Annotated in this window: 15 protein-coding genes; 4 read left to right on the top strand and 11 right to left on the bottom strand. The window is 62.4% G+C overall.

The annotated features are described in order from the left end of the window. Positions 1-124: 124 nt before the first annotated feature. The 10 genes from MUU55_RS17635 to MUU55_RS17590 all read right to left on the bottom strand — a co-directional run bounded on the left by MUU55_RS17635 (position 125) and on the right by MUU55_RS17590 (position 9251). On the bottom strand, positions 125-286 hold the full coding sequence (locus MUU55_RS17635) for a hypothetical protein (protein ID WP_244762052.1): 162 nt from the start codon (positions 284-286) through the stop codon (positions 125-127). A 165-nt stretch (positions 287-451) separates the two neighbouring features. Beyond that, on the bottom strand, positions 452-1639 hold the full coding sequence (locus tag MUU55_RS17630; RefSeq protein WP_244762051.1) for a saccharopine dehydrogenase family protein: 1188 nt from the start codon (positions 1637-1639) through the stop codon (positions 452-454). A 25-nt stretch (positions 1640-1664) separates the two neighbouring features. Beyond that, the gene (locus tag MUU55_RS17625; RefSeq protein WP_244762050.1) at positions 1665-3170 is read right to left on the bottom strand and encodes an aldehyde dehydrogenase family protein; all 1506 of its coding nucleotides are present in this window, start codon (positions 3168-3170) and stop codon (positions 1665-1667) included. 171 nt (positions 3171-3341) lie between these two features. Next, complete coding sequence (locus tag MUU55_RS17620) at positions 3342-3689, bottom strand: cupin domain-containing protein (RefSeq protein ID WP_244762049.1); 348 nt, start codon at positions 3687-3689, stop codon at positions 3342-3344. A 32-nt stretch (positions 3690-3721) separates the two neighbouring features. Continuing rightward, positions 3722-4084 (bottom strand): cupin domain-containing protein, encoded by a 363-nt coding sequence (locus MUU55_RS17615; RefSeq protein ID WP_244762048.1) that lies wholly within the window; start codon positions 4082-4084, stop codon positions 3722-3724. Next, entirely contained in the window at positions 4077-5369 is a 1293-nt protein-coding gene (locus MUU55_RS17610) for a nucleotide disphospho-sugar-binding domain-containing protein (RefSeq protein ID WP_244762047.1), read from the bottom strand. Before MUU55_RS17610 ends, MUU55_RS17615 begins: the two co-directional genes overlap by 8 nt. Continuing rightward, entirely contained in the window at positions 5318-6433 is a 1116-nt protein-coding gene (locus tag MUU55_RS17605) for an ABC transporter ATP-binding protein (RefSeq protein WP_244762046.1), read from the bottom strand. The genes MUU55_RS17610 and MUU55_RS17605 overlap by 52 nt, the downstream gene beginning before the upstream one ends. Continuing rightward, on the bottom strand, positions 6430-7221 hold the full coding sequence (locus tag MUU55_RS17600) for an ABC transporter permease (RefSeq protein ID WP_244762045.1): 792 nt from the start codon (positions 7219-7221) through the stop codon (positions 6430-6432). The genes MUU55_RS17605 and MUU55_RS17600 overlap by 4 nt, the downstream gene beginning before the upstream one ends. After that, positions 7218-8018, bottom strand: coding sequence for an ABC transporter permease (locus MUU55_RS17595; RefSeq protein ID WP_244762173.1), 801 nt, complete (start codon positions 8016-8018; stop codon positions 7218-7220). The genes MUU55_RS17600 and MUU55_RS17595 overlap by 4 nt, the downstream gene beginning before the upstream one ends. A gap of 174 nt (positions 8019-8192) precedes the next feature. Continuing rightward, on the bottom strand, positions 8193-9251 hold the full coding sequence (locus tag MUU55_RS17590; RefSeq protein WP_244762044.1) for a polyamine ABC transporter substrate-binding protein: 1059 nt from the start codon (positions 9249-9251) through the stop codon (positions 8193-8195). Positions 9252-9455: 204 nt separating this feature from the next. Between MUU55_RS17590 and MUU55_RS17585 the strand changes: the two genes are divergently transcribed. The 3 genes from MUU55_RS17585 (at position 9456) to MUU55_RS17575 (ending at position 13143) form a co-directional block, all read left to right on the top strand. Beyond that, positions 9456-10388, top strand: a complete 933-nt coding sequence (locus MUU55_RS17585) for a GntR family transcriptional regulator (RefSeq protein ID WP_244762043.1) — start codon at positions 9456-9458, stop codon at positions 10386-10388. Positions 10389-10394: 6 nt separating this feature from the next. After that, a complete protein-coding gene (locus MUU55_RS17580; RefSeq protein WP_244762042.1) occupies positions 10395-11672 on the top strand; it encodes a glycosyltransferase in 1278 nt (425 codons plus the stop codon). Between the two features lie 238 nt (positions 11673-11910). Next, positions 11911-13143, top strand: coding sequence for an AGE family epimerase/isomerase (locus tag MUU55_RS17575; protein ID WP_244762041.1), 1233 nt, complete (start codon positions 11911-11913; stop codon positions 13141-13143). A 747-nt stretch (positions 13144-13890) separates the two neighbouring features. On the opposite strand, the gene MUU55_RS17570 is transcribed toward MUU55_RS17575, so the two are convergent. Further along, positions 13891-14931: an AI-2E family transporter gene (locus tag MUU55_RS17570; protein WP_244762040.1), complete on the bottom strand. Its 1041-nt coding sequence runs from the start codon at positions 14929-14931 to the stop codon at positions 13891-13893. A 276-nt stretch (positions 14932-15207) separates the two neighbouring features. On the opposite strand from MUU55_RS17570, the gene MUU55_RS17565 reads away from it, so the two are divergent. Further along, positions 15208-16401, top strand: coding sequence for a M14 family metallopeptidase (locus MUU55_RS17565; RefSeq protein WP_244762039.1), 1194 nt, complete (start codon positions 15208-15210; stop codon positions 16399-16401). Positions 16402-16577: the final 176 nt, after the last annotated feature.

The following is a 16577-nucleotide window of genomic DNA, read 5'->3' as shown; positions in this document are numbered from 1 at the left end:
GCATGGCCGCAGGCGCATATATGCCGCCTGGCACTGGGAACGCGATGGGTGCTGATCGCGGCGGCGACGCCCTAGACAAGTTCGCGGATCAAGTCTTACGCCGGTCGCGGACCGGCCGTCGGGGTCAGCCGACGAAACCGAAGATCACGGCGCTGACGAAGAGGAAAGCGCCGACAACGGCGACATTGCTGACCAGTACCTGCCGCTCTGCGCGACGCGCACGACGGTCGCTGATGGCGCCGAGCGCGCCATAGGTGGAACGGCCGTCGAGTTTCGCATTGCTCATTCGCCATCATCCCTTCTGTGGAGGCCGGTTTTTAAGGCCTTCCGAAGGGCGGACCGTCATGCCCGCCCCGTTCTCTGGAATGAAGTTATATAGGATCCCTATAAGTTTGGTAGGGTATTTTTTCTCAATTTCGCCACAGTCGTAAATTCACGTTTCATGCTTCCATCATGTGACGGACTTCGCGATACGGAACTTCCGCTTTTCAAGCTCCGGGAAGTAGGTCGCGACGTCGAAATAACTTTCCGGCGCATGAACTCCCGGCTTTTTCGGCAGTTTGAGGATGAGCTGCGCGGCGATGGACGCGTTCATCGAGGTGCAGGCGTCGACATAAGGCCCATACATCTGATCCGGCGAAACCGTGACCTCGACGCGCACCGTGCGCTCCACGCCGCCCTTCCGGCCACGGCCGATGGCGAAATGAATTTCGTGGCTCTCCTGCGCCGGGATTTTTTCCGCATGTTTGCGGATGTTGCGCTCGATCACCTTGTTGAGGACATCCAGCGGCTTCACTTTTACGCCACCGATCTCCACCAGCTCATCGAAATCACCGAAACCGGCCTTCACCAGCCCCACCCACGCCTCGTGCTCGCGATGCGGCAGATGCAGCTTCCAGGAAAATTCCCGGATACCCTTGTCGCGAATACCGTCCGCGAGCGGCACGGTCAGTTGCTCGGAATGCGGTGAATGCATGAATTCACAGCGTCCCCACGGCTCCGGAAGGTCGAGAAATTCGCTGCCGCTCATCGGCGCGCATTGGACATGTTTGCCGCCATAGAACTGCGTGCTCGGATGGGCATATTCGGCAAGCACGGTCGAGACGCTGTAGGGCGGCACGAGAACCGGGTTTTCGTCGCCGACCAGCTCCGCCGCCCAGTAGAGATTGATCCTGTCGATCTCGTCCAGTTCATCGGCGACCGCGCGGCAGATGACGTTGGACATGCCGGGATCGGCGCCGCAGCCGATGACCGCCGGGATGCCCGCCGCCTTGAAACGCTCGTGCTCGGCAAGCTGCTTGACCGTATAGGTGCCGAGACCGCCAAGATCCATATAGGGCACCTTCAGGGCAAGCGCCGCTTCGAAGATGGCCATCTGGAAGCCGAGCAGGGTCGGCACGCAGTTGATGCAGATATCGGCGCCGGAAATGGCGGCCTTCAGCGCCGACGCATCGGTGACGTCAAGATTGACGAGCGTGATGCGCGGATCGGCGAGTTCATCCGCCAGCGCCTCCATCTTTTTGCGCGAGGCGTCGCAGAGACGGATGGTCTTGATGTCGATGATGGCGCGCTCGGAAACGAGGTCGCGCACGATGCCCGCGCCCATGAAGCCGGCGCCGCCGAGAAGGGTGATGATCATTGTTCTGTCCTCAAATGAAAATGTCTCAGACGTGCTTGCGCCCGCCGTCCTCGTAGAACCAGTCGTCCGGATAGGGATACCACCAGCCCTGGATCACCGGCTTGTGGTCGATGATGACCATTTTCGAGCGGCGGAAGGCATCAAGCCCGAGCTTCGAGAGCTCGCGCCCGAGCCCGGATTTCTTCCAGCCGCCGAAGGGCAGCGCGTCGTTGTCTATCAGCGGATTGTTGACCCAGACCATGCCAGCCTCCAGCCGGTCGGCCGCCTCCATCGCCTCTTCGAGCGAGGTGGTGAAGACGGAAGCGCCGAGGCCGAACTCGCTGTCATTGGCTCGTTCGATCGCCTCGTCGAAATCCTTCACGCGCATGACAGCGGCGACCGGGCCGAAACACTCTTCGCGCAGGATCGCCATGTCGGGCGTGCAGTTTGTAAGGATCGTCGGCTCATAGAACCAGCCCGTCGGCTCGCTCTCCGGGATTTTCCCGCCCAGCATGACCTTGGCCCCCTTGGCCCTGGCATCCTCGACCAGCCGGATGACTTTCGCGCGGGCCGCCTCGCTGACGAGCGGGCCGATTTCGGCGCGGGCCAGACCGTTGCCGACACGCAAGCGCTTCGCCTCGGCGACGAACTTTTCGATGAACGCGTCATGCACGGAATCGACGACGAAAAACCGTTCCGCCGAGGTGCAGACCTGGCCGGACATGTGAAAGGCAGCTGTGACGGCACCGGCGGCGGCCACATCGAGTGGCGCGTGCGCGGTAATTATCATGGGATCCGAGCCACCCGCCTCGATGACGGCGGGCTTCATCTGCGCCGCGGCGGCCATGGCCACCGCCTTGCCGGCGGCGACGGAGCCGGTGAAGGCCACCGCATGGGTTTTGGCAGAGGCGATCAAGGCGCTGCCAAGCTCGATGCCGCCCGGCAGGCAAGCGATGAGGCCTTCAGGCAGCGCTTCGAAAACCGGCATGAACGCCAGGGTCGAGAGCGTCGTCGCCGGCGCCGGTTTGATGATGCAGGCATTGCCGGAGGCGAGCGACGCCGCGACCGTCCAGCACATCAGCAGGATCGGGAAATTGAACGGCATGATGTGGACGCTCGTGCCGAGCGCCTCGTAGCGTGCGTGCTGGAAGGAGCCGGCCTGCGTGGTGCCCGCCACCTTGCCGCCCTCGTCGCGGGCCATTTCGGCAAAATAGCGGAAGGCGCCGGCGCAGTTTGCCACTTCGCCGATCGCCTCCGGATAGGGTTTGCCCATCTCGCGCGACATCAGTTCCGCGCAGCGCCGCATGTCCGTCGCCTCGATGCGGTTGGCGATGCGATGCAGGATCGTCGCCCGCGTCTTGGCGTCCAGCCGCTTCCAGTCGCGCTGTGCCGCAGCAGCGGCATCGAGCACGGCCTCCATGTCTTCCAGCGTCGTATCGGCGATGGTGCCGACGTTGGCGAGCGTCGCGGGATCGATCACCTGATGGCGCGCGCCCTGGCTCGAAAGATAGGCCGGGTGCCGGTAGAACACGGGTTCGGCGGGGTTGAACATGGTTTCAATCCTTTGCTGTCAAGGGAGGTGATAGCCCCCTCACCCTGTCCTCTCCCCGAGGGGAGAGGGGATGCCGCGTACGCGGCTATGCTGAGCTTCACAGCCAGCGCTCATGCCCTTCTCCCCTCGGGGGAGAAGGTGGCCGAAAGGGCCGGATGAGGGGGAGCCCCGCTACCGGATCATGTAGACCTTCTTCACCGTCTCATGGACGGTGCATTCGCCCTTCCAGTCCTTTGGGAAGAAGGCGGCGGTGTCGGGGGTGATCTCGATCACCTCGCCGCTTTCATGCACATAGGTGCAGCGTCCCTCGAGGAAGTGGCAGAACTCATCGCTGGTGACGTGGCAGAACCATTTACCGGGTGTGCAGATCCACAGGCCGCATTCGGACTGGCCGTTCGGGCCCTTGTGGATGACCTTGCCGGAGGTGCGGCTTTCGCCCTCGATCATGGTGGGGATGACGCCCCAGTCCTTGAGGTCGGTTTCTTCCAGCGGCTTGCGCATCAGGGGTGTCGCGGTCATGGGATGTTTCCTTTCATTCATTGTATTTGGCGTCAGACCAGCATGTAGATGTTGCGCATGGCCTCGATGACGGTGCATTCGCCGGTCCAGCCGCCGGGGAACATGACGACGGTGCCGGCCTCGACCTCGATCACCTCGCCCTCATCCGAACGATAGACCGCTCGTCCCGCCACGAAATGGCAGAACTCGTCGCGCGGGATCGACAGGCGCCAACGGCCCGGCGTGCAGACCCAGATGCCGGATTCCGGCTGGTTATTCGGCCCCTTGAAGACGAGCCGGCCGGAGGAATGCGATTGCCCCTCCTGGCTGTCCGGCTGATCGCCCCAATCGACGAGGTCGGAGAAGGTCGTCGCGTTATAGATGTGCGGCGCCGAGGAATTTGTCGTCTCAACCATTGTAGGCACCCGTCTTCACGAGTTCGTCGAGAATACCGGCGGCCTTCTTCGGGCCGTTGCGGGCCTGCATATGGGCGCTTGTCGCGGCAAGGCGCGTCTTCATGGTCGGATTATTGACGCAGGCCTCGAGCTTGGCGGCGAGGTCGGCATCCGTCCAGTCATAGCGTGGCATCTTGAAACCATGACCGGTCTCGTCGACGCGCGTCGCATTGTCGTGACCATCCCAGACATAAGGCATGATGATCGCCGGCTTGCCGAAATAGAGGCATTCCGTGAACGAGTTGTTGCCGCCATGATGGATCGCCGCATCGACCTGCGGGATGACTGAAGGCTGCGGGAACCAGCTGTCGACGATGACATTGCCCGGCAGGTTCTCATACTGGTCCTTGTAGTCGCCGACATTGACCAGCGCTCGGTAAGGCAGCTTGCCGATGGTCGCAATCAGCCGCTTCAGAAGGTCCGTATCCCCGGCCCCGAGCGAACCGAAGGAGATGTAGATCAGCGGCTTGTCGTTATTTTCCGCGAAGGCCGGCACCTCATAGGGCTTCTCCTTACGCACGCAGCCTTCCAGATACTGGAATTGTTTCGGATCGAGCGGGTGTTCGCGGTCGAACTTCACCGCCTCCGGATAGAGCAGCAGGTTCATGAAGGGCGAGGCCTCGAAGAACTGGCCGATCGGGTAGGCCGCCTCGCCGTTTTCGCCAAGGAAGCCGTTGAAGTCGTCGTGGATCGGCTTGATCACTTCGTTGAAGTGATCGCGATAGGCGGCATGGCCGGCAAAATCCTTCTCGCCGCAGCCGGAGAGATGCGGCGGGATTTTCGGATCCTCGATCTCGTTTTCCGAGCAGGAGATGATGCGCACCCAGGGCGTGCCATATTGCTTGATCGCCGGGAAGAGGATGACATTGTCGACGCAGATCAGGTCCGGCTTGATCTTCGCCAGCACGCCCGGCAGGTCCTTCTGCGCCCATTTCGCGCTGTCGACGATCGCCGTCCAGCAATCCTTCACATAGTTGTCGACCTGGTCGTAGGGCGATTTGCGGAAGTTCGGGATGTGACCATTGATGAAATCCTCCCAGAATTTTGCCATCTGCTCGGGCGGCATGGGTTCGGAAAGGTTCACCGGATGGGCCTCGAAACCGTAGCCCTCATAGACCGAGACGAAACCGGGATCGGAGAGGAAGACGGCCTTGTGGCCGAGCGCTTCGACGGCCTGGGCGATGCCGACGGAATTCAGCGCCGGGCCGAAGGCCGCTTCCGGGAAGAATGCAATGGTCTTGGACATGGTGTTCCCCTCTTTATTGATTGGAAGAGCCGGCATTTCGCCGGATCGATCTTGAGGCTCAGCGCATCGCCGATCTTCCAGTTGCCCGCCCCGCTGGCGGGAATGCGGACCTGAAGCGGCGTGGCCGTCGCGGCCGTCTTGACGTGCAGCACCCGGTCGAGACCGTGATAGGCGATATCGACGATGGCGCCGGATACCGGTTGGTCGCCGGGCGGGCCGATGACAATGTTCTCAGGGCGCACGGCAAGCGTCGCCGGACCGGCATTGCCCGTTGCCTTCACCTCAAGGCCCTCCGCGCGGAAAAGACCGTCCGCGCCGACTGCGCCCTCGATGAAATTCATCACGCCGATGAAATTGGCGACGAAGCGGTCGGCGGGGCGCTCATAGACCTCCTCCGGCGCGCCGACCTGCAAAAGGCGGCCGTCCCTAAGGATCGCCATACGATCAGCCATGACCAGCGCTTCCTCCTGATCATGCGTGACGATGATGAAGGTGATGCTGGCCTCATGCTGCATGCGCTTCAGTTCGAGCTGCATCTTTTCGCGGAGCTTCTTGTCGAGTGCACCCAGCGGCTCGTCGAGCAGCAGCACCTTCGGCCGCTTCACCAGCGCGCGGGCGAGCGCCACGCGCTGCTTCTGGCCACCGGAGAGTTGCTCGGGCTTGCGGTCGGCGAATTGCGTGAGGTCCGTCGTCGCCAGGGTCTCGTCGACTCGGCGGCGGATCACGGCCTTGTCCAGTCGCTCCATTTCGAGGCCGTAGGACAAGTTCTGCCGCACCGTCATATGCGGAAACAGCGCATAAGACTGGAACATCAGGTTGAGCGGCCGCTTTTCCGGCGGCAGCGGCGAGATGTCCTTTCCTTCCAGCAGGATGCGGCCGGCATTCGGGCTTTCGAAGCCGGCGAGCATGCGCAGCAGCGTGGTCTTGCCGCAGCCGGAAGGGCCGAGCAGCGCGAAGAATTCGTTCTCACGGATGTCGAGCGTCACATTGTCGACCGCCGTCACCGGCCCGAACGCCTTGCCGACGCCTTCGATGCGCAGGATCGGATTACTGGATGCGTTCATGGGACCTGCTGTTCTCTGTTGAGCCATTGCGAGATCAGGAGCGCCGTCGCACTGACGCCCATGACGATGGTGGCGAGCGCATTGACCTCGGGCGTGATGCCGAAGCGGATCATCGAATAGATCTGCATGGGAAGGGTGATGGACGAGCGCCCTGCGCCCGCCGTGAAGAAAGCGATGATGAACTCGTCGACCGAGAGTGTGAAGGCGAGCAGGCTGCCTGCAACGATCGAGGGCAGCAACACTGGAAAGGTGACGCGCCAGAAGGTCGTCCAGCCGGAGGCACCGAGATCGCGCGAGGCTTCGACGATGGAGAAGTCGAAATGCTTGAGGCGCGCCCGAACGACCGAGCAGACGAAGGCGAGGTCGAAGATGACATGGCTGATGACGATGGTGTGCAGGCCCATCGCAAGGCCGAGGCGCGAGAAGAACGTGAGCAGCGCCACGGCGAGCACGATATCCGGAATGACCATCGGCGCGAAGGCGAGCGCTTCCAGCCCGTTGCTCTTGCGGCGACGCGTCTCCATGCCGAGCGCCATGAGCGTGCCGAGCACGGTGGAGATGACGGTGGCGAAGACCGCGACGATGAGCGTGTTGCCGGCGGCGCGCAGGATGTCGGTGTTGGCGAGCAGCGCGCCGTACCAGCGGATGGAGAAGCCCGACCAGGAGGTCGGCAGGCCGCTGTCGTTGAAGGAGAGCAGCACGAGCACGGCGATCGGCAGATAGAGGAAACCGAAGACCAAAAGCAGCACGATCCGGCCCGGCAATTTTCCGGAAAACGAGGCGTTCATTGCGCCGCCTCCCCCTTGCGCTCGCCGCTAGCATGCGCCGTGGCGCGGGCCTGCAGGAGAAGCAGCGCGATCATGGTGAGGATCAGCGCCGCACCGAGTGCTGCGCCGAAGGGCCAGTCGTTCGCCGTCAGGAACTGGTCATAGACGAGGTTACCGACCATCTGGAACCGCCCGCCGCCGAGCAGCGCCGGCGTCACGAAATTGCCGATGGACAGCACAAAGACGAAGACGCCGCCGGCCGCTACGCCCGGAAGGGTGAGTGGCAGCGTGACGCGCAGGAAGGTGCGGATGGGACCGGCCCCGAGATCGCGCGAGGCTTCCATCAGCTCCGGACTCAGCCGCGACAGCGTGGAATAGATCGCAAGGATGACGAAGGGCAGGTAATTGTAGACGAGGCCGGTGATGACGGCGCTCTCGGTATAGAGCATCGACAGCGGCTCGCCGGTGTAACCCAGCCAGCGCAGCAGATTGTTGATCAGGCCCTCGCGGTTCAGCAGCACGATCCAGGCATAGGTGCGGATCAGATAATTGCTCCAGAAGGGCAGCACCGCGAAGAACAGCAGGATCGGCTGCGACATCCTCGGCGCACGGGAAATCGCGTAGGCCGCGGGATAGGCGATGAGGATCGCCACCACCGTCGCCGTCAGCGCGATGCGCGCGGAATTGAGGAAAATCTTCGCATAGAGCGGGTCGAGGACGCGGGCGAAATTCTCGAGCGTAAAGGTGTATTCCACCCCGCCCCAGACGCCGCGCTGGAAGAAGGCATAGCTCAGCACCAGCACGCATGGCACCACCATGAAGGCGACGAGCCAGGCGACGCCGGGCGCGGCGAGCAGGTTCGGTCTGGTGGCATTGAAGGACAAGGCTTCGCTCCCGCGATGCCGTCACGGCACCGCGCATAAAGGGATTTCAGATGGAAAATCACCCGTGGCGGCGGGCCGCCTCCCGGCCGCCACGGGAAGGGGTCGAGCTTAGTTCGCGGCCTTGATCTCGCTCACGATGCGCGAATAGTCCTTCTGCGCCGTCCCGAGATCCCGCAGCAGCTCGTATTTCACGAGATCGGCCGGCGCCATCGCCATGGTAGGGTATTGCTCGGACAGCGCCTTATCGAGGCTCTCCATCGCAGCTTTGTTCGGCACCTTGTAGAGAATGTTCTGCGCGGCCCAGGCATGGTTCTTGGCGTCGAGGATGAAGTTGATGAACTTCAGCGCCGCTTCCTGCTTCTCTGAGCTTTTCAGCACGACGATCGTGTCGATCCAGAGGTCGGAACCTTCCTTCGGCACGATGAATTTGATGTCCTTGTTCTCGGTGATGCCGTAGTTGCACCAGCCGTCCCAGGCATGCACCAGCGACGCTTCGCCCGAAACGAGCTTGGAATAGAAGGTCGTGTCGTCATAGGCGAGCAGAGTCTTCTTCGCCTCGATGAGTAGGTTCTTCACCTCCTCAAGCTTGGCCGGATCCTTCTCATTGACCGAATAGCCCTTGGCGAGTTCGCCCGCCGCCATCAGCCAGCGGTCGGTCGCCAGCATGGTCGTCTTGCCCTTGATGGCGTCGGCAGGCTGGAGCAGGTTCAGCCAGCTGTTCGGCGTGTCCTTGACGAGATCGGAGCGGTAGCACAGGCCCGTCGTGCCCCAGGTGTAGGGCACAGAGAAGGTGTTGCCGGGGTCGTAGGCGAGCGTCGTCGCCTCCAGGTAGAGATTGGCGAGGTTCGGCACGGCGGCCTTGTCGATCGGCGCTGCGAGCCCCTGCCCGTTCAGGATTTCGGCGAAGGGCGAGGAGACGAAGACGACGTCGTAGCCCTTGCCGCCGCTCGCCATCAGCTTGCCCATGACTTCTTCATTGGTGGCGTGATTGACCACCTCGATTTCGAGCCCCGTCGCGGCCTTGAACTGTTCCGCAATATCTGGGGCCATGTAGCCGGCCCAGTTCGAGATGACGAGATCGGCGGCGGACGCCTTCCCCGCCGCAAGGCATGCGGCAACGAGCGCCGCGGCCGCGCAGGTCGCAGTCAGTCGGTTCTTCACGGTCACGGAAGACTCCCTTGTTTTACGTTGTTCCAACCTCTTCGACGGGCGCGCCGGTTCTCCGGTCTCATTCCCTGTCGTCTGGCAGTATTATTTAGAAAAAAAATACGTCAATAGGCCAAGTGCATTTTTGTGGCGCGCGTATTTCCGGACTTGCGAAACCACGGCTCAAAGGGCAGCATGCAAGGCAATGGAAGGCAGACGCGAACAATGACCCCCGAGCCGAAACGCCCCAATTTCCGCCATGTCGAATTGGCGCAAAAAATACTGGATGTCGCCGGCGAACGCGGCATGGCGCCCGGGGAACGGCTCGCCGAGCAGGCGCTGGCGTCGCTCTGCAAAGTCTCGCGAACGCCGATCCGCAAGGCTTTGCAGATACTTGCCGAGCGCGAGATGGTGACCTCGGACAGCGAGGGCGGCTATCTCCTGGCGGTCGATCCGGCCGCGACGGCGCGGCTCGAAGATATCGCGGACGGTGACGGCGACAGCGAAATCTATGCCGCGATCCTGCGGGACCTCGCCGCCGGACGCATCGCGGAAAACCAGACCGTCGCAGCACTCCAGCGTCGCTATGACGTCTCACGCCAGACGGTACAAAATGCTCTGATGAAACTGGCGGAGGAAAATCTTGCCGAGCGCGGCGCCGGGCAACAATGGCTGCTGAAGCACTTCGCGATCAGCGGCGATGCGGCAGCGAAAAGCTACGAGTTCCGTCTCGCGACCGAACCGCTGGCACTGACCTTGCCGGACTTCAAGCGCGACATCCCGGCAATGACGGCACTGCGCCAGTCCATGCTGATCCTGCGTGGCATGAACGAGACGAATTTCGACCGCAAACTCTTCGACCGGACGGACTACGATTTCCACCTGCTGATCGCCCGCTCCTGCGGCAATCCCTTCATGGCGGAAGCACTTGCCAATCACCATCGCCGCCGCCGCGCCAGCCCGCCGGCCGGCCACGTCAACGCCTACAGGTTGATGCAGTCCAACCTCGAACATATCCAGATCCTCGAGCAGATCGAGCGCGGCCAGATGGAGCTTGCCGCCGATCTGATGCGTGTGCATATACAGCTTTCCCAATCGCAGCGCCCCCGGCTCGCCGGCCGCGGCGTTCCCCCCGCCTTCAAGCTTGTCGTGCGTTAGTCCTCCATGGCGCCAGCAAAGACCATCGCCCTCTTTCCGGAAGCAAGCTACGGCGCCGCGCTCAACTGCGTCGGCATCGCCCAGGAATTGCGGCGTTTGGGCCATCGCCCGGTCTTCCTGTGCCACCCCGGCTTTTCCGGCGTCTTCGCCGAATACGGCTTTGCCGAATACCAGCTGACCGAGGCGGATGCCGCACCGACGGACTGGACGGAATTCATCGAGCGCCACCAGGACGCCTTCCGCCAGACACCGCTCGACCAGCTCGAAAGCTATGTCGGCCCAACCTGGGAGGCGATTGTCGACACCGCGATGCGGGTGGAAGAGCCGCTGCGCCAGCTTCTGGCCCGGCTGAAGCCGGATGCCATCGTGCTCGACAACGTCGTGATGTTCCCCGCCATCGCCAATGCCGGCGTGCCCTGGATCCGCGTCGTCTCCTGCGCCGAAACGGAGATTCCCGACGAGAATGTGCCGCCCTATCTCTCCGGCTGCGGCGACAACGAGCGCACGGCCTGGACTGTCTTTGCCGGCCGCTATGAGAAGACCGTCGCCCCCGCCCACAGACGCTTTTCCGCCTTCATGGCCGAATGTGGCCTCAAGGCCCCGGCCGCGCCGACATTCCTCGATCTCTCCCCTTGGCTAAACCTGCTGCTCGCGCCCGAGATCATCCGCCATGCGCGCCGCGCGCCGCTCGATCCGCAAAACGTCGTTTTCCTCGATGGCTGCGTGCGCCACGAGGCACCCTATACGCCGCCGCGTTTCGCCAGCCACAACGATGCCCCGCTCGTGCTTACGAGCTTCGGCTCGCTCGGTGCGATGGATGTGGCGATGACGAAACGCATGATCGCCGTCTTCGCGACGCTGCCCTATCGCTTCCTCGTCAATGCCGGGCACTGGCGCGAGGATTATCGCGACGTGCCTGACAATGTCTTCATCGATAGCTGGTTCCCGCAGCCCTCCGTGGTCGAGCAGGCGAGCCTGTTCATCCATCACGGCGGCAACAATTCCTTCTGCGAGGCGCTCTATTACGGCGTGCCGTCGCTCGTCATGCCCTATTGCTGGGATGGCCACGACAATGCGGCACGCGCCGCCGAAACCGGCGTCGGCCGGCGGCTTAACCGCTACGACTGGAGCGATGCCGACCTCACCGCCGCGATCGAAGGCCTGCTCGGCGATCAGGCCATGCACAAGCGCCTCAAGGCGAATGCGGTGAAAATGCACAAGGCTGCGGGCGTTACCCGGGCCGCGCAGGAAATCGACGGACTTCTGACCGGCATCTCCCGCTGAAGAGGGATGGAACCCGGAGCGCGCGGATCAAGCCAGCCTGAGATGAGACCTGCCACTGGCGGGTTGCGACGCCATGCGTTCTGGGCCATAAATCGCTCCCCACCTGTCGAAGGCCAGCCGTCATCATGAGTGTTGCGGGCCGTGCGTGATCTCTCACGCCACGGCAAATCCCCCCGCGCTCCGGTCTGGCCCCGGCATGGGAAACGACAATGCGGACCGACAAAAAGGAGAACGCATCATGGGACACCTTGGCACGGCCTGGCGCAAACGCGACTACCATCGTCAATGGCTTTGGCGGGAAGCAAACCGCCTCTTCGATTTCTTCCAGAACAGGGCCTTCAACCCGCTCGGCGGCTTCCACGAACTCGACGCCGAGGGGCGGCCGATCAATCCCGGCAATCCGATCCGCGGCATCCATTCCACCGCGCGCATGGTGCATTGCTTTGCGATCGGCAGCCTGCTCGGCCGGCCGGGTTCCGACGACATCGTCGACCACGGCATGAAATTCCTCTGGGAAAAGCACCGTGACCACGAGCGCGGCGGCTATCACTGGTCGCTCGACAATGCCGGCCTGCTCGATGCGAGCAAGCAGGGCTATGGTCATGCCTTCGTGCTTCTGGCCTCCTCCAGCGCCAAGCTCGCCGGCCATCCGGATGCCGACCGCATGATCGCAGACGTCACCGACGTGCTGGAAAGCCGCTTCTGGGAAGCCAAGCACGGCGCGATCGCCGAGGAGTTCGAGGCCGACTGGTCGCCGGTCCCCGGCTATCGCGGCCAGAACTCCAACATGCACCTGACCGAAGCTCTGATGGCCGCTTTCGAGGCGACCGGCGAGAAAAGCTATCTCGACAAGGCCGAAAGCATCGCCGACCTCGTCATCCGCCGTCGCGCGGGTGAAAACGGTTTCCGCGTGCCCGAGCATTTCGACGAGAACTGGGTGCTCGACAAGGAGTATCGCGGCAACGAGATGTTCCGCCCCTCCGGCACCACACCCGGCCACTGGCTGGAATGGTCTCGCCTCATCCTCCAGCTCTACGTGCTCGGCGGCAAGAAGCATGACTGGATGCCGGAGGCCGCGAAGGCACTCTTTGCGCAGTCTATCGCGCTTGGCTGGGACAAGGAGAAGAGCGGCTTCTTCTATACGCTCGATTGGGCGGACGAGCCCGCCAAACGCAACAAGCTGTGGTGGCCGATGGCCGAGGGCGTGGGTGCGGCGGCGTTCCTTGCCGAACATCTGCCGAGCGATTTCCACGAGACCTGGTATCGCAAGATCTGGGACGGCATTTCCCGCCATTTCCTGGATCAGGACCGCGGTGGCTGGCACGAGGAACTGACAGAAGATCTCGTGCCGAGCTACACCCTCTTCGCCGGCAAGGGCGACATCTATCATGCGCTCCAGGCCTGCCTGATCCCGCTCTATCCGGCGACCGGCAGCCTGACAAAGGGTATCGTCGAGGCGAGCGGCCACTAAGATCAGGCGTCACGAAGCAGTCCGAAGACGGCGGCCGCTGCATGCATATCCCGAAGGAGGGTATGCATGCAGCGACCGTTTCAGGTGGTTGCCGTTGGCATCCATGATCAAAAATCGATCCGTCACATACGTATCGGCGGGTCTAGAGTGACGGACCTGCCGGACAAGCGTGATCGAGACTGAATTGGGTAGCAACGATCCTGTCCTATGCGTCCTTGGGCAGGCTGCTGGCAAACAGCTATCCGCTCAACAGCGCTTCCTGACAGAACCGTCCCCAAAATTGGCCCCTCGCCCCAAAATCGCGGATTTTCCTTTGCCGCGCCTTGACAAGTTGGCACGCGCGGAACCTATCGTTACAGAGCTGAAAATCAGTGGAGGACGAAGATGCGCAAAAACACGTGGTCGGCATTGGCTCTCGCATTCAGCCTCATGCTCCCAGTCGCGACACCCGCACCGGCTCTCGCCGTGTCGGTGGACATTCACGTCGGGTCCAGCCTCAATTTCGGACGCGCCATCACCTGCCGACAAGGGCAGAGGCTTATCGAAAATCGTGGTTTCCGAAGCGTACGCCGCATCGATTGCAGAGGGCGAACGTATGTCTATCACGCACGGCGCGGTGATCGCCATTTCGAAATCGCCCTCAGCTCGCGGACCGGCCGCGTCGTCGACGTTCGTCGCCTTCGCCGATAGGGTTCGTGAATTTCGACAGACAGCGTGGATGCTCGCGACCGGGACGACGCGATGGTCTTATGCCGCCTGATCGTTTTGTGACCCGGTCGGCGCGCCGAAGATTTCGGCGATCCATCGCGTCGAAGGAAACTGCGCACAGAACGTCAGGATCGCGATCGTGATCGGAACGCCGATGAAGGCTCCGAATACCCCCCAGACGAACGACCAGAAGAAAACCGAGAAGAGAACGAGGAACGGCGACATGCTGAGCGCATAGCCCGCCACTCTCGGTTCGATGTAACTTCCAATTACGAACTGGATGACGTTAAGACCGCCAAAAATGAGGATGGCTGCTTCCGGCGATCCGAATTGCGCGAGCGCGTAGGCGCTCGGCAGCAGCGTCGCCACGAACGGCCCCATGAAGGGGATGTAGTTGAGGGTAAAGGCAATGACGCCCCATTCCGCGGCGAAGCGAAGCCCGAAGACCTCGGCCAGTGCCCAGACCATGACGCCGGTGATAAGGCTCATGACGGTTCGTACGAGCATATAGCGGCGCAGCTTGGCAGCGGTGAGCGCCCCGCCCTCGATCACGGCACTTGCGGTTCCCTCGGCAAGCGCCCTGCGGATATTCCGTGTGACGGCTTCCGTATCGAGCAGGCCGAGCAGCACATAGACGACGACGACGATCCAGAACGAGATCGTGGTGTTCAGCCGCGCCGTCACGCCCTGTAACATGCGCAGCAGCCAGCCGACGTTGAAATGCTCGGCCCACATGCCGGCGACCACGATGCCGTGCCCCTCGAGCCATTCGGCAAGCTGGCCGTAGAGTATCTGGAGCCGCGCGCCATCGGCGACAATGGAGCGGCCGATGCGCCCGAACCCCCAGGCGGCAATCGACGTCAGCACGACGAAGACACAGACAATAATGCCGACCACAAGCGCCAGTGCCAGCAGCTTCGGCAGGACCCGTTGCAGGTTCTTCTGAAACGGCCAGACAAGCGCGATGACGAAAAGCGCGCCGGCTACTGGAGCAAAGACCGCTGCGGCGATCTGCAAGGCAGAGACGAACGCAATCACCGCGACGATGAGAACGGAAGCAAGCAGTGCTCGGTGACTCATGAAGGCGATGTTTCCTAACGCGCTGCCGGCACGATCCGTGGCCAAGAGAAATATCGCCCAACCTACAACCGCTCGTCGCACAGGACAACCGGTGAATCGGCATTTTCACAGCAGCATCGGCGGTGCAAACACGCTGATGTCGCGCGCCCGGCACTCGCGCGGATTGGTCGCAACGTCGATGACAGTCGTTCCTGATCGACGACAAGCCGCAGGTGGCATAAAGTTTATTGCACCGGCCGGCCTGGCCGATGGAAAGAAAGAGCGAGGGACGGAACGATGGCAGCGCAGGACAATGAGGGCGTGGATCGCCGCAGCTTCATGATCGCTTCGGTTGCCACGGTGGGCGCAGTCGGCCTGATGGCAAAGACGGCTGGTGCTCAAACCGCCTCCGGCCAGGACAGCAGCCCGCCGGCAAACGCACAGGGAACCGTCTATACCGGCGACGTCATCGACGGAAAGCGGGTGATTTCCTCGCTCGACATCGCGGACCTCGAACCGGGAAAGAAGCATAGCTTCTATTTCAAGGGTGTGCAGATGCCGACCGGCCAGACCTGGCACGTCTCCGTGATGATCGCGAAAGGTGCTACGCCGGGCAAGCGGCTGGGGCTGATCGGCGGCGTCCATGGCGACGAGATGAGCCCCGTCCGCACGATCCAGCTGGTGATGGATCAGCTCGATCCGGCCGCGATGTCCGGAACGGTGATCGCGGTCTTCGACATCTCCCGCCCCGCTCTTGAGGGCATGGCCCGCCGCTGGCCGAGTTCGGGGAGAGGCATGGATCTGATCGATATCAACCGCGTGTTTCCAGGCAATGAGCAGGCGCCGGAGGCCGCTGTGCGCCATGCGGGCCTCGTTTTCAACCGGCTGCTTCGCCCCAACCTCGATTACGGCATCGACTTCCACACGGCCGCCACCGGGATGGACATGACGACCTTCCACCTCGCCCGGATGGACCTTCCGGAGGTCCGCGCCATGGCCGAACTCTACCCGATCAAACAGATTTTCGACAACAAGGCGGAGCCGGGCCTTCTCGCCAACGCCCTCATCGACGCCGGTATTCCCGCCTTCACGCCAGAAATCGGCCGGCCGCGCGTTTTCGACTACGAAATGATCGATCTGTTCGTCGAGGGCACGATGAACGTGGCCAAGCACCATGGCATTGTGTCCGGAGCCATAGGTCGTACCGGCAAGGACTCCAACATCTTCATCGCCGACGGCATGTTCCCTGTGATCACAACACACGGCGGCTTTGTCGAACTTCTGGTACAGCTCGACGAGACCGTAGAGGCCGGCCAGAAGGTCGCAATCCAGAGAAATACGTTCGGCGAGGTGGTAGCGGAGTATGAGGCGGCACGTGGCGGCAAGGTCGGCGCGCGGCGAACGGACGCAACGGCAGAACCCGGAACACCGATCGTCTTCATCATATTCGACAGCGCAAGCGCCGTCGGTGGCGATGTCGTGGTCGAATAAACCGAGATCACGGCGTCTCGAAATCGGAAGGCAACCGCGATTTTGCGGATCGGAAAGAAGTTCAGCCACCTTGTCCATGATGGTGCATGCGGCTGCTACGGCCCCGCTCTTCGATGATGGCAGGCCGAGAGCGACGAGATCAGGATGCTCATCAGCGTCAGTGCATTGAGGGAAAG

Origin of the sequence: Shinella curvata, assembly GCF_022899935.1 — a bacterium.
GTDB lineage: Bacteria > Pseudomonadota > Alphaproteobacteria > Rhizobiales > Rhizobiaceae > Shinella > Shinella curvata.
This window is presented reverse-complemented; position numbering and strand designations above follow the sequence as displayed.